Here is a 14,095-nt window from a genome sequence, read left to right on the forward strand (position 1 = left end):
TTCTCCCCCCTTACTCTAGACGAATTCGCGGATCTACAATTCCGTATAAAAGATCCGCAATCAAGTTGCCAAGCAACGTAAAAATGGAGAGCAACATGGTAATCGACATGACGACTGCATAGTCACGAGTTGCAACTGATTGCAAAAACAGCTGCCCGAGCCCTGGATACGTGAAAATCGTTTCAGTAATGACCGCTCCACTGACAAGCGTAACGAGATCAAATCCTAAAAAAGTGACTAACGGAATCATCGAATTACGCAAAATATGTTTGTTATAAATTTTTGATTCCTTTACCCCTTTTGCTCGAGCTGTCCGAACATAGTCTTTACGGCTATTTTCAATGATGTCATTGCGCAAAAACTGCGTGTAAGATGCCGTTGACATCAACCCTAACACAAGAGCCGGCAACGCCACGTGATGCAATCGACTGACATAATACTCCCATGTTCCAGGCTGCAAACCGATGGCGACGGAACCGCTATATGGAAATAAATTCAATTTAAATGAAAAGAAATAAATCGCAACAATGGCAGCGACAAATGATGGAACAGCTAAAGCGATATAATTGTATCCAGCAATGACATGATCGCTAATCGTATATGGTTTTCTCCCTGCATACATCCCCATAAAAAAGGCAAACACGTACGTAATGACCAGCGACGTAACAGCAAGAAGAAGTGTGTTTGGAATGCGTTCCATAATAATTTCAGATGCAGGCATTTTATGTGTTGTTGAAATTCCAAAATCTCCTTGAAGAAACTTTGTAATCCAGCGCCAATATTGAACGTAAATCGGATCGTTATATCCGAGTTTTTCCCTCATCTCTTCAATGTATTTCGGGTCGGTCCGCGTCGGATCGATCTCTCCCCCGAATGGGTCCCCTGGCATCATCTTTGCCAGGGTGAACACCACGAAGGAGATAAGGAGAAGCATCGGGATCATTCCTAACAATCTTCGAATCGTATATTGAAGCATGCTACATTTCTCCTTATCTAAAAAACTGTCTTACTCGGCAACATACCATTTATGAACATCATTTAACGAGGTTAATGCGTTAATGTGCACACCTTGTAAACGGTTGTTGACCGCATACAAATCAATAACTTCCCATAATGGCAATGCCCATAGCTTTTCATTGAAATGCTTTTGCCACTTCACAAATGCTTCTTTGCGATATGCATCATCAAATGCCTTTTCGCTTGATGTTTCTTTAATAAGCGCATCGCCTTCTTCATCAACGTAACGTCCGTAGTTCCACTCAGCGTGAGAACCCCAAAGCCCTGTCGGATCTGGATCTGCCCCGACATACCAAGAGCCGAAGAAAGCTTCCAAAGAAGGATCATCGTTATCTTTCATCTCGTTATACAAATTAAATTCAATTAAAGAACCCGTTGCTAGCTTTGCATCAATGCCAATATCTCTCCAGCTTTGAATAATCGCTTGTGCCCTTCCTTCAAACGTAGCTGGACCGGCATAATGCCCAAAAGAAATCGTAAACTTTTTGCCAGATGGATCTTCGACAAAGCCGTCCCCATCTTTATCAACGTACCCAGCTTCTTTCAATAACTTCTTTGCTTTCTCTGGATCGTATTTGTAATCGTTTAATTCTTTCGGATCGGCAGCTACCCAGAATGTGGATGGAATCACCGTGTTTGTCACTTTTGCTTTTCCAGCCATATACGCATTTACTAACGCATCGCGATTGATCGCATAAAGCAATGCATGGCGCAAGTTTTGGTCTTTAAATTTTTCAAAATCCGCTACGCTTTTCATCGCCTTTTGATCGCGGTGACCGAAGCGCAAACCAACGTAAGAATAAGAAACGCCATTCGCCTCCTCAACGCGAACGTGAGGAATTTTGCTTACTTGTTCTAAATCCGCCGGACGAATAGCCAGTAAATCAATTTCTCCTTTTTCTAAAGCCCCTGCCGCCACAGACGGATCAATCACCTTTACCACAACGCCGTCTAATAGCGGCTTTCCTTGCCAATAATCATCAAAGCGTTCAAATTCGATATACTCTCCCGGCTTCATTGATTTTACTTTAAACGGTCCTAACCCTACCGGATTTTTGCGAACTTGATCGGATTTGGATAAATCTTTTACCGCAATTCCTTCGTAATGTTTGCGCGGCATTGGCGTCGGCCACAAATTTTCAAGGTTGTTAATGCGCACTTCGTTGAACGTAATTTTCATCGTATACGGATCAATCACTTCAATTCCGGAAATATGATCCGCTTTCCCTTCTTTCATTTCTTTCGCTCCAACGATGTTTTCAACATAATTGAATCGAGGACCATCGTAATCCGGATGCGCAAGCACTTCTAATGCATATTTCCAATCTTCGACCGTCAATTCTTCACCGTTATGCCATTTTACTCCTTGCTTTAATTTAAATGTATACGTTTTTTTATCTTCGCTAATTTCCCAAGTGGCTAAGTTCGGAACGTATTTCAAATTGTCATCCACTTTGTAAATATCTTCGGTCATAAACTTCTGTACTTCGCTATCAATGAAACTTCCTGAGAATGCAGGATCAAAAAACCCTTCTGGAGCCTGATCGACCGCATAGGTAACAACTCCTCCTGCTTTCGGTTCAGACGTTGCTTCACCATTCGAATCATTTTTTGGCGTAGACGTTTGTTGTTTATTTCCGCTACATGCAGCCAAAAACAACGATAGAATCATCACGAACGAAACGAGCGGAAACCATCTTTTTTTCATCATTTTCCCCCTCATCAATCGGTCATTCGAAAAAACATTTGCACCGACGGATCAATATAAATGACATGCGACTTGATGTCCGGCTCTCACCTCCTTTAAAACCGGTTTCACTTCTTTGCATTCCGCTTTAACAACTGGGCATCGCGTGTGAAAAGGGCATCCTTTCGGAGGGTTGATCGGATTCGGAACATCGCCTTGCAAAACGATTCGCTCTTTTTTCTTATGAGGATCAGGCGTTGGAATAGCCGAGATGAGCGCTTGGGTGTATGGATGAAAAGGATGGGCATATAAGCTGTTTTTATCAGCAATTTCAACAAGATTGCCTAAATACATGACACCAATGCGATCGCTCATATGTTTCACAACACTTAAATCGTGAGCAATAAATAAATACGTGAGGGAAAATTCTTTCTGCAGTTCTTTGAGGAGATTCAATACTTGTGATTGAACGGATACATCGAGAGCAGAAACGGGTTCATCCGCGACCACAAGTTTTGGCTTTAGCGCCAATGCGCGAGCAATGCCGATTCGCTGCCGTTGCCCTCCCGAAAATTGGTGAGCGTATTGATAATAAGCATCAGGAGGTAAACCGACTTTTTCTAAAAGATCGAACACTTCCTCTTTTACTTCTTTCATTGAACGGCCGGTATAATTACGAATAGGTTCTGAGATGATATCGCCGACCATTTGCATCGGATTTAAAGAAGCATAAGGGTCTTGAAAAACCATTTGAAAATGCTTCCGCATCTTCCGCAATTCTTTTCCTTTTAAAAAAGTAATATCTTTTCCATCAAATGTAATCGATCCATCAGTCGGATTAAGAAGTCTTAAAATAGTGCGTCCGGTTGTTGATTTCCCGCATCCCGATTCCCCTACCAATCCCAATGTTTCCCCGCTTTTGATTTCAAATGAAACATCATCAACGGCTTTTACAAAACCGATGGTTCGGCGAAGAAATCCTCCTTTAATGGGATAATATGTTTTTAATCGCTCGACTTTCAGCAAAACGTCGTTACTTGCCATCATTTCATCACCTCATGAACGGGTACGCTTTCTTCATAAAGCAAACAAGCAACCTCGTGACCCGGAGAGTGTTCGGTCAGCTTTGGCGTTACAATCTTGCATTCTGGCATCGCTTTTGGACAACGTTCAGCAAAACGACAACCGCTTCTCGGCATTTGTGCAAGAGAAGGAACAATCCCGCGAATCGAACTCAACGTTTCAACTTCCCGATCCATTCGCGGAATCGACTCCATCAGCAATTTTGTATAAGGATGTTTTGGATGATAAAAAAGAGAGTGAACATCCGCCCGTTCCACAATCTTTCCTGCGTACATCACGATGACCTCATCACACATTTCAGCAACAACACCTAAATCATGCGTAATAAGCATAACGGCCATCTCATTCGTCGCTTGAATGTCTTTTAATAATTCAAGAATTTGCGCTTGAACAGTTACGTCTAAAGCAGTCGTTGGCTCATCAGCAATCAGCAATTTCGGACGACAGGCAATCGCCATCGCAATCATCACCCTTTGCCTCATTCCACCGGAAAGCTGATGAGGATATTCGTTTACTACCGATTCAGGACGAGCAATCCCTACGCTTCTTAACAATTCAATGCTTCTTTGACGGGCTTCCTTTTTTGATAGGTTCGTATGGGTAAAAAACACTTCTGCAATTTGTGAGCCGATCGTAAAAACAGGGTTTAATGATGTCATTGGCTCTTGAAAAATCATTGCCATTTCTTTTCCGCGAATCCGATTGAGTTCCTCTTCTCCTAAATGATCGATTCGTTTTCCTTCAAAAACGATTTCACCGCGGCGAATTCGGCTTATATTTTTCGGCAATAAATTCATAATCGATAAAGACATGACGCTTTTTCCGCATCCAGATTCGCCAACAATTCCGACGATTTGTTTCCGGTTCACTCGCAGTGACACCCCATCGACTGCATTGTAATATTTGCCGTTGATTAAAAAAGAGGTTTCTAAATCTTTCACTTCAAGCAAAGCAGAAACATCTCTTTCACTCATACCTCTCACTACCTTCTATTTCTATTAATAGATAAAAATGTAATATTACGCATTTGTATAAAAATAGTATTACAATCTCTTTTATTTTTCAAGACAATTCAAAAAAATCAAAACAAAAAATCACCTTCTAGAGGTGATTTTCGCAAATTTCTTCTGATTTCATTGTGAACAGTTCATTCATTTTTTTCTCTTTTAATCGTTCTTTAACGATGGCATACCCGACCGCATAGCCAAGCATTTTCGGGTAAAAGAATGATCCGTACATAAGCGATCGGTAAAGCGGATGATCTTTTTTCACCTTTTTATTAGGCACGATCCATTTTTGCCAAAACGAGCGCAATTGTGTTTCGTTATAGTATGTGGTCCATTTGGCTACATGCCGTTCGCCAAAACGTTCATACACCGCGTTTTCTGCTAATCCTTCTAAAACAATGGAATCGATAATCGTATAATCTTTTTCATCTTTTGGGTCATAGTGAAGACGGCAAACGTGGTTATATTCATGCGTAAGAACAGCCCCTATTTCTTCTTTTGTATGGTGCGGCAAGAAAAATAAAAATAATTTGTCTTTAAAGGCAAGCCCTGATTTTCCATTAAATTCACGGTGAAGTTTTGCATTTGTCCAATCAGCTGGAAAGATTAAAATCGGTACATCGGGTCCATTCCATTTTTGTTTTAATTGTTGAAAATCACGGCCAACCATTTCCCAAATCTTTTTTTCTTTCATTTGTTTCACAATTTCTTCAACACCATCCATCCGCCGATGCATTCCGTATTTCACTAAATGCAAATAAAAATCAACCGGATCGCTCCCTGCTGAAAACGAACGAAGTTTTTCAAAAAGATGCGCATGATCGTTCGCCCGCTGTTCAAACCATCTGTTTGTTTCAACAATTCCCATTGGCCTCTTCCTTTCTTTTTTCGCATTTTACGAAAGAAAGAGAAGAAATGTGAAAAAGGGCCGGCGTTAATCGCCAACCCTTTATTCATACTTTTTGAAAATAATCGTTGCGTTATGTCCGCCAAATCCAAGCGAGTTGCTTAATACAGTTCGAACGTTTTGTTTGCGCGCCACATTCGGAACGTAATCTAAATCACATTCCGGATCTGGAGTTTGGTAATTGATCGTTGGCGGAATAACGCCATCTTTAATCGCTAATACGGAGAAGATTGCCTCAACCGCTCCTGCTGCTCCAAGCAAATGCCCCGTCATCGATTTGGTTGAGCTTACGGCCAATTTATACGCATGTTCACCAAACACTTCTTTAATCGCCATCGTTTCGTATTTGTCGTTATATTCTGTGCTCGTTCCATGCGCATTAATGTAATCGATGTCTTCCGGCTTTAATCCGGCATCGGAAAGCGCTTGTTTCATCGCACGCGCACCGCCTTCTCCTCCAGGAGCCGGCGCGGTAATATGATAGGCATCTCCTGTCGCTCCGTATCCGACAATTTCAGCATAAATGTTCGCTCCGCGTTTTAAGGCGTGTTCTAATTCTTCAAGAATGAGAATGCCTGCACCTTCTCCCATCACAAACCCGTCGCGATCTTTATCAAACGGGCGGCATGCTGTTTTTGGATCTGGGTTGAAAGAGAGCGCTTTGGCCGCGCTAAATCCGGCAAACGACATATTCGTTAACGGCGCTTCAGCTCCGCCTGTAATCATCACGTCCGCATCGCCGCGCTCGATCACCTTAAACGCGTCTCCGATCGAGTTGGTTCCCGTTGCGCAAGCCGTTACCGTGCACGTATTGATTCCTTTCGCTCCAAGAATAATCGATACTTGCCCGGAAGCCATATCCGGAATCATCATTGGCACAAAAAACGGGCTGACGCGACGGTATCCTTTTTCAAGGAAAATTTTCATTTGTTCCTCGAATGTTTCCATTCCGCCAATTCCCGAACCGATCCACACTCCTACTCTCGGAGCGATTTCTTCTGTAATTTCAAGATTGGCATCTTTTACAGCCATCAATGAAGCCGCAACTGCGTATTGAGTGAAGCGATCCATTTTGCGCGCTTCTTTTTTATCTATATAATTTTCTACTTGAAAATCTTTGACTTCCGCAGCCACTTTTGCAGGAAAATCGTCTGGATTCAAGCGTGTAAGCGGGCCAATTCCTGATTGACCAGCGACAATATTTTTCCATGTCGTTTCGACATCGTTCCCAAGCGGTGTCACCGCTCCTAATCCCGTGACAACGACCCTTCTTTTTTTCATGACATTTGCAACCCCTTTTTCTTTTAATGATAACGGATCAGTATAACGGTTGTCATCTTCCCCAGCGCAGCGCAATCGCTCCCCACGTCAATCCGCCACCAAAACCAACCATAATCACGAGGTCATCGTCTTTAATTTTTCCTGCTTCTACCTCCTCCACAAGCGAAATCGGGATAGAAGCCGCAGACGTATTTCCGTATTTTTTGACCGTCATCGACATCTTTTCCTCTGGTAACTCTAAACGCTGCCTTGCTGCTTCCATAATGCGAATGTTGGCTTGGTGCGGAATGAGAAAGTCGACATCTTCTTTTTTCAATCCAGCTTTTTCAAGTACACGAATGCATGATTCTCCCATCTGCCGAACAGCAAATTTGAATACTTCGCGACCATTCATCACAATATAGTCATCTTGATATAAATACTTTCCGCCCGTTCCGTCCGCCCCAAGCTCAAACGAAATAATTCCTCTTCCTTCCGAAACAGGTCCCATGACGACAGCGCCAGCCCCATCTCCGAATAAAACCGCCGTATTGCGATCGTTCCAATCCATAATTTTCGAGAGCTTTTCCACGCCGACGACCAGTATATACTTATATGCTCCTGTTTCAATAAATTGCTTCGCTGTGACCATTGCATACATAAATCCTGCACAGGCAGCGCTAACATCTAATGCAGCTGCATTCACAGCGCCTAATTTTTCTTGAAGCATGCAAGCAACAGACGGAAACGATCGGTCAGGAGTGACCGTTGCCACTAAAATGAGATCTAAATCATGCGGAGAAATTTGCGCATCTTCTAACGCTTTCTTTGCAGCTAAATAGCCCATATCCGACGTATTTATATGTTCGTCGGCAATTCGTCTTTCTTCAATTCCTGTTCTCGTACGAATCCACTCATCTGATGTATCCATCATTTTCTCTAAATCTTTATTTGTCACGATTCGTTCCGGTAAATAACGCCCAATCCCAATAATCCCTGCATTCATTTGGAGTATCGTCTCCTTCTATTATCAAACTTTATTACTTGGTACTAATTTTAAACGCTTTTTGACTCATATGCAATACAAAAATCATGACAAAAGGTGTCCGCAAAATAGGACACCTTATTCGTTGGGCAATTTTCCCGTTTTTTTATAACGCTCGATGTATTGTTCAATTTTTTTTCGAAATGGTTCATCGACAAGCGGACTAAATTTTCCTAACGTCACAACACCATCTTCAAAATCAAAGTATAAATTTCCAGATTTTAATTTTCCGCGTTGAAATTGTTCCGCCACTAATTCATAAAGACGATCGACATGTTGAACCGTGCTCGTTAATACGGTCAATCTCCCTAAATCCGCTTGATCAGATACGTAGCCGATCGCGTATAATCCATGTTCTTTTGCTTTCTCAATGACAGGAACGTTAAACCCATCACCTGCTGGATAAACAACATCGACCCCTTCAGCGATCATTTCATCAAAAACCTTTAGCGCTGCATCGACATCATCCCAATGCTGAACAAAGCGCACCTTAACATCGACTTTTTCGTTTTCATACAACGCTCCTTCAAAAAAACCGTTCACCTCTGGTTGCCACTCAAACGCAGCAATAACACCGACTTTATTTGTTTTTGTCATATGTCCCGCAACCATTCCGCCGAAAAAGCCCATCGCATTCCCTTTAAAATTTAAACTCGTCACATTTTTTTTCTTTGCTTCCCCATTAAAGCAAACAAAATGCATGTTTGGGTACTCATCAGCAAGTTCATTGAAATACTCGGCATATTCGCTTCCATGACCGAACACTAAATTGACGCCTTTATGTTGAAACTCTTCAACCGCTTGGCGAACAGCCGCTTTTGAATTCATCCCCTCTTTGTAAAACACGTCAACATCAAATTTTGATTGAATGCCAAGCAATCCCTTATATCCTTTTGTTCCCCATACTTGATCATTGACCGTATCAGGAACAAGCAACCCGACTTTTTGCAACCGTCCGCTTGCGCTTGGAATTGGTTGGCATCCTGCGAAAATAAGTGCGAATAAGACAACGATGATTGCTAAAGGCCTCCACATCTATGTACAACAACTCCTTTGCCTACACGGTTTCAATCTCATTTTACCTATGCTTGCCAAAGTGGTAAAGAAAAAACACCCCTTGCCAGTACAAGGGGGAGTGATTATAGTTCACTATACCGTTTATAAAAATCATCGATCGCTTGGGCAAATTGATATTTTCGTTCAGGCAGGTGATATGAAATCGGAATCGAAAGCAATTGCGCATACTTTCGCGCATGAAGAGAAGGAGGGTATTGGTTAACACCTGAAATTTGCCAAAATTTGATTGGAACTGTTACCTTCATCATTGAAAAAGACGGAAGGCACGATTTTAACTCTTCTTCCTCTAACTCATATGCTTGTTTCAATTGTTGAAGCAAGCGTTTATAAAAAAATTTGTTCTCCTTTTCATATTGAAGTTGTGCCTGCAAATTTAAACAAGGATTGAGCATCGCAACGGCGCGAATTTTTTCAGTCATCTCATCCATTAACCGCAACGCCACTAGCGCTCCCATTCCTTCCGCTAAAATATAAATGCGATTGTTTAAAATTTCACTTTTTAAGACGTAATGAATGAGCTGTTTCGCTAACTGAACCGCTTTTTCGCTTCCCCAATTCGCGCCGTACAAATGAGAGTAAAAAATCGTGTAACCGTACTCGCACAACTCATGTAACATCCTTCTTTTTCCGGCGTGTTGCGTCCATAAACTCGTTTTACTTTCAACGAAATGAGAAACATCTCCTAAAATAAACAACGCAAAACCGTTTGGACGTTTTGGCACGTGAATGGCACACCATTGTTCACTCAACTGGAAAAATCGTTGCTTAATTTTCATACTAGTCCACCCTTATTAAGCGCATAATTGTACAGTACACAATATGCCAATAAAAAACAAATTGACTAGATCAATGCCTATCCAAGTCATAATTTTTCATTTTCGCCTAACTCTAATTTGTGTTAAGATAAAAAAGAGCTTTAACGAATAGGAGGGAAGACGGTGCGCGTTTTTTGGACGTTCTTTTGGACTTTCTTGTTGATTAACATGGTTACATATGTCGTTAGTTCCATGCAGGGACTCGAATATCACTTCGCTACTGGTTCGACATTAGCGATTGTTGCAACCGTTCTCATTTTAGCCATCGCCCAACTCATTCCAAACGAACCGATTGAACATTAAAAAAGGATAAACGGCTTTTTGTCCGTTTATCCTTTTTTTACAACCAACTGATCATTTTCTAAATCAACGATTACCTCGCTATAATCTTTGATATGTCCAGCGATGATTTCACGCGCTAGCTTCGTCTCAATATGTTTTTGGATAAAGCGTTTTAATGGACGCGCTCCATAAACAGGGTCAAATCCATGCGTCGCGATATATTGCTTCGCTTCCTCTGTCAATTTCAACGAAATATGGCGGTCTTCGAGACGTTTTTGCAATTCCTTCATTAACTTATCCACAATTCCTTTGACTTCATTCGCTGTCAACGGTTTAAATAAGATGATATCATCAATTCGGTTTAAAAACTCTGGCCGGAAATGCATCCGCAATTGTTGTAACACTTGCTCCCGCGCTTCTTCTTTCATTTCTCCATTTTCGGTTACTCCTTCAAGCAAAAATTGTGAACCGATATTGGACGTCATAATCACAACCGTATTTTTAAAATCAACGGTACGTCCTTGTGAATCGGTAATTCGACCGTCGTCTAGCATTTGCAATAAAATGTTAAACACTTCTGGATGAGCTTTCTCAATTTCATCAAGCAAAATAACGGAATATGGTTTTCGTCTGACCGCTTCCGTTAACTGTCCTCCCTCTTCATAGCCAACATAACCAGGAGGAGCACCGATCAAACGAGAAACCGAATGTTTTTCCATATATTCTGACATATCAATGCGAATCATTTGATCTTCGCTATCAAATAAAGCTTGCGCTAACGCTTTCGCTAACTCCGTTTTTCCGACACCCGTCGGTCCTAAGAAAATAAACGAACCGATTGGTCGATTTGGATCTTTAATGCCTGCCCGCGCGCGAAGAACCGCATCGCTCACGAGTTCAACCGCTTCATCTTGACCGATGACGCGCTCATGTAAAATATCTTGAAGGCGTAAAAGTTTTTCGCGTTCTCCTTCCACTAGCTTTGCAACAGGGATGCCCGTCCATTTTGAAACGATCGTCGCGATTTCTTCTTCTGTCACTTCTTCGCGAAGAAGACGACCCTCTTGTTGCGATTCGCTCATCTCTTGCTCAAGACGCTTTAGTTCTTTTTCTAATTGCGGAATGCGCCCGTGACGAAGTTCGGCTGCTTTGTTTAAATCATATTCATTTTCTGCTTCCTCAAGTTCACGTTTTGCTTTTTCCAATGCTTCTCGAAGTTCACGCACTTTTTGAATGGCTTCTTTTTCTTTTTGCCATTGCGCTTTCATCGCATTTGCTTTTTCACGCAAATTCGCTAATTCTTTCGTTAACGCCGCTAACCGTTCTTTACTTGCTTCGTCGTTTTCTTTACGCAACGCAGCTTCTTCAATTTCTAGCTGCATCATTTTTCGCATCACTTCATCTAATTCCGTCGGCATCGAGTCAATTTCTGTGCGAATCATTGCACACGCTTCATCGACTAAGTCAATCGCTTTATCTGGCAAAAAGCGATCCGAAATATAACGATCAGATAATGTCGCTGCTGCCACGAGAGCGCCGTCATGAATATTAACGCCATGATGAATTTCAAAGCGCTCTTTCAAGCCGCGTAAAATGGAAATGGTATCTTCAACCGTTGGCTCTTCGACGAGCACTTGTTGAAATCTTCGTTCAAGAGCAGGGTCTTTTTCAATATATTGGCGATATTCATCAAGCGTTGTCGCACCAATGCAATGCAATTCACCGCGCGCAAGCATCGGTTTGAGCATATTTCCTGCATCTAATGCTCCATCCGTCCGGCCTGCCCCAACAATCGTATGCAACTCGTCGATAAATAAAATGATGCGGCCTTCACTTTTTTTCACTTCATTTAATACCGCTTTTAATCGTTCCTCGAACTCACCGCGAAACTTGGCCCCTGCAATTAAGGCGCTCATATCTAATGCAAAAATGGTTTTGTCTTTTAATCCTTCAGGAACATCTTTACGAACGATGCGCTGCGCTAATCCTTCGACAATCGCTGTTTTTCCGACGCCAGGTTCCCCGATCAATACCGGATTGTTCTTTGTTTTACGAGACAAGATGCGAATGACCCGGCGAATTTCGCTATCGCGGCCGATCACAGGATCAATTTTTCCGGCTTTTACTTCAGCGACAAGATCGCGGCCATATTTTTTTAATGCTTCATATGTAGCTTCCGGATTTGGACTCGTCACGCGTTGATTCCCCCTTATTTCCATTAATATTTTTAATAACGCCTGCCGTTCAATTTTATATCGCTCGAATAATCTTTTTACTTCGCTCTTTTCGCTTTCATCCGTTAAGGCAAGCAATAAATGTTCGACTGAAATATATTCATCTTGTAAACGCTTTGCTTCTTGCTCCGCGCGAATAAACAGCTGCTGCAAGTGGTGAGTAATATATACTTTTCCAGCTTCTACGCCCGCTCCAACGACTTGCGGTTTTTTCTTTAGTAAAGCTTGTAATTCATTGATGAATGAATCGATCGAAACGGAAAGCCGCTCAAAAATGCGGCGGGCTAGCCCGTCTTGTTGTTCCAGAAGCGCCAGCAAAAGATGGTCCGTATCAACTTCTTGATGTTGATGTTTCATCGCTAATGATTGCGCATTCATCAACGCTTCTTGAACTTTTTCCGTCATTTGATTCATATTCAACGCTCTCACCCCTTTTGACTTTGACTTTTTTTGACCTTTTCTGTTGTTTATTATAACAAATCGCTCCAACTTGTAAAGCCATCCTTTTAAAAGGATGGCTTATGGTTTCGGAAAATACGTCCAGTAACGATTATGATTCGACGTTTCTGGAAAACGGTCTCCTGCTTTTAGCTTCAATTTTTTCGGATTTTTGACGCTATCGCCCGTCTCGCCAATTTCAATGTAAATTCCGTTATTCGGGGCTTTTTGACCCGGTCGGAACTGACGGCTTTGGCCCATTCGTTTTTCCCCCTTTATATCGAAATCGAACGGCATTTATTAATTTGTCCACTTTGATTGAATTCATAAGTAAAAATGGTTTACAACGCGAAATTCGTATAGTTAAATATAGAAGTATGTGAAGCCTTTTATATGGAGGAACGGATGATGGAATCAATGGAGAAGATATACTTAGCGTTAAAATATTTATTTTTAGGAATTTTTCAAGGTTTTACCGAACCAATTCCGATTTCCTCAAGCGGCCATTTAGTATTGGCACAATATTTTCTCGGCTTAAAAATCGAAGGAATGAGCTTTGAGTTGCTTGTAAATACCGCTTCGGTCCTAGCGGTTTTAATCATTTATCGCGAAGATTTGCTTCGTTTAACAAAAAACGGTTTACGCTACATCACAGCAAGAGAACAAAGTGCGAAAGATGATTTTCGCTTTATTCTTTATTTAGTCATCGGAACGATTCCTGCCGGCGTCATCGGTGTTCTATTTGAAGACATGATTGCTGAATATTTTAAATCGATTCAAGTCCTCGGCTTTACCCTTCTCATTACAGGTATTGGATTATGGATCATTCGCAACTTGCGCGGACGAAAGAACGATGGGGAATTAACATTCAAAGATGCCGTCATCGTTGGACTGGCGCAAGCGGTCGCACTCATCCCCGGAATTAGCCGCTCAGGTGCGACGATCGTCGCTGCGATGCTGCTCGGCATGAGACAAGAAACTGCGCTTCGCTTTTCGTTCTTACTGTACATTCCAGTCAGCTTAGGCGGAATGATTTTAAGCTTTTCTGATATTTTGTCCGATTCAAACTTACGCACGCTTTGGCTTCCTTACACGCTCGCTTTTATCGGCTCATTGGTGGCTTCTTACTATTCTTTGCGCTGGTTTATGGGAATTATGGCGCGCGGAAATTTAAAATACTTTGCATACTATTGCTTTGTTGCCGGCACACTCATTATTTTGTTCACGTAAAAAGCTGTCTCAT

Annotated in this window: 13 protein-coding genes; 2 read left to right on the forward strand and 11 right to left on the reverse strand. The window is 41.9% G+C overall.

What is annotated here, in order from left to right:
• Window positions 1-10 precede the first annotated feature (10 nt).
• The 9 genes from opp4B to EDD69_RS04565 all read right to left on the reverse strand — a co-directional run bounded on the left by opp4B (window position 11) and on the right by EDD69_RS04565 (window position 9,859).
• Window positions 11-976 carry an oligopeptide ABC transporter permease gene (gene opp4B / locus EDD69_RS04525; RefSeq protein WP_132947782.1) on the reverse strand — a complete coding sequence of 322 codons (966 nt, stop codon included), beginning with the start codon at window positions 974-976 and terminating at the stop codon, window positions 11-13.
• Between the two features lie 30 nt (window positions 977-1,006).
• Window positions 1,007-2,725, reverse strand: a complete 1,719-nt coding sequence (gene opp4A, locus EDD69_RS04530; RefSeq protein WP_243643043.1) for an oligopeptide ABC transporter substrate-binding protein — start codon at window positions 2,723-2,725, stop codon at window positions 1,007-1,009.
• 51 nt (window positions 2,726-2,776) lie between these two features.
• Window positions 2,777-3,748 (reverse strand): ABC transporter ATP-binding protein, encoded by a 972-nt coding sequence (locus tag EDD69_RS04535; protein WP_279388131.1) that lies wholly within the window; start codon window positions 3,746-3,748, stop codon window positions 2,777-2,779.
• A complete protein-coding gene (locus tag EDD69_RS04540; RefSeq protein WP_132947785.1) occupies window positions 3,748-4,761 on the reverse strand; it encodes an ABC transporter ATP-binding protein in 1,014 nt (337 codons plus the stop codon). The genes EDD69_RS04535 and EDD69_RS04540 overlap by 1 nt, the downstream gene beginning before the upstream one ends.
• 127 nt (window positions 4,762-4,888) lie before the next feature.
• Window positions 4,889-5,662 (reverse strand): DUF2268 domain-containing putative Zn-dependent protease, encoded by a 774-nt coding sequence (locus tag EDD69_RS04545; protein ID WP_132947786.1) that lies wholly within the window; start codon window positions 5,660-5,662, stop codon window positions 4,889-4,891.
• 81 nt (window positions 5,663-5,743) lie between these two features.
• Window positions 5,744-6,982, reverse strand: a complete 1,239-nt coding sequence (gene fabF, locus EDD69_RS04550) for a beta-ketoacyl-ACP synthase II (RefSeq protein WP_132947787.1) — start codon at window positions 6,980-6,982, stop codon at window positions 5,744-5,746.
• Between the two features lie 52 nt (window positions 6,983-7,034).
• Entirely contained in the window at window positions 7,035-7,967 is a 933-nt protein-coding gene (locus EDD69_RS04555; RefSeq protein ID WP_132947788.1) for a beta-ketoacyl-ACP synthase III, read from the reverse strand.
• Between the two features lie 117 nt (window positions 7,968-8,084).
• Window positions 8,085-9,041 carry a BMP family ABC transporter substrate-binding protein gene (locus tag EDD69_RS04560; protein WP_132947789.1) on the reverse strand — a complete coding sequence of 319 codons (957 nt, stop codon included), beginning with the start codon at window positions 9,039-9,041 and terminating at the stop codon, window positions 8,085-8,087.
• A gap of 104 nt (window positions 9,042-9,145) precedes the next feature.
• Entirely contained in the window at window positions 9,146-9,859 is a 714-nt protein-coding gene (locus EDD69_RS04565) for an alpha/beta hydrolase (protein WP_132947790.1), read from the reverse strand.
• Between the two features lie 162 nt (window positions 9,860-10,021).
• Between EDD69_RS04565 and EDD69_RS04570 the strand changes: the two genes are divergently transcribed.
• Entirely contained in the window at window positions 10,022-10,201 is a 180-nt protein-coding gene (locus EDD69_RS04570) for a YjzD family protein (protein ID WP_132947791.1), read from the forward strand.
• A 26-nt stretch (window positions 10,202-10,227) separates the two neighbouring features.
• Here the strand turns inward: EDD69_RS04570 and clpB are convergent, their stop codons facing one another.
• Both clpB and EDD69_RS04580 read right to left on the reverse strand, forming a co-directional pair.
• Window positions 10,228-12,834 carry an ATP-dependent chaperone ClpB gene (gene clpB / locus EDD69_RS04575; protein ID WP_132947792.1) on the reverse strand — a complete coding sequence of 869 codons (2,607 nt, stop codon included), beginning with the start codon at window positions 12,832-12,834 and terminating at the stop codon, window positions 10,228-10,230.
• A 99-nt stretch (window positions 12,835-12,933) separates the two neighbouring features.
• Window positions 12,934-13,113: a YjzC family protein gene (locus tag EDD69_RS04580; RefSeq protein ID WP_132947793.1), complete on the reverse strand. Its 180-nt coding sequence runs from the start codon at window positions 13,111-13,113 to the stop codon at window positions 12,934-12,936.
• A gap of 156 nt (window positions 13,114-13,269) precedes the next feature.
• On the opposite strand from EDD69_RS04580, the gene EDD69_RS04585 reads away from it, so the two are divergent.
• Window positions 13,270-14,082, forward strand: a complete 813-nt coding sequence (locus EDD69_RS04585) for an undecaprenyl-diphosphate phosphatase (RefSeq protein ID WP_132947966.1) — start codon at window positions 13,270-13,272, stop codon at window positions 14,080-14,082.
• Window positions 14,083-14,095 lie beyond the last annotated feature (13 nt).

The sequence above is a fragment of the Thermolongibacillus altinsuensis genome (assembly GCF_004341205.1).
GTDB lineage: Bacteria > Bacillota > Bacilli > Bacillales > Anoxybacillaceae > Thermolongibacillus > Thermolongibacillus altinsuensis.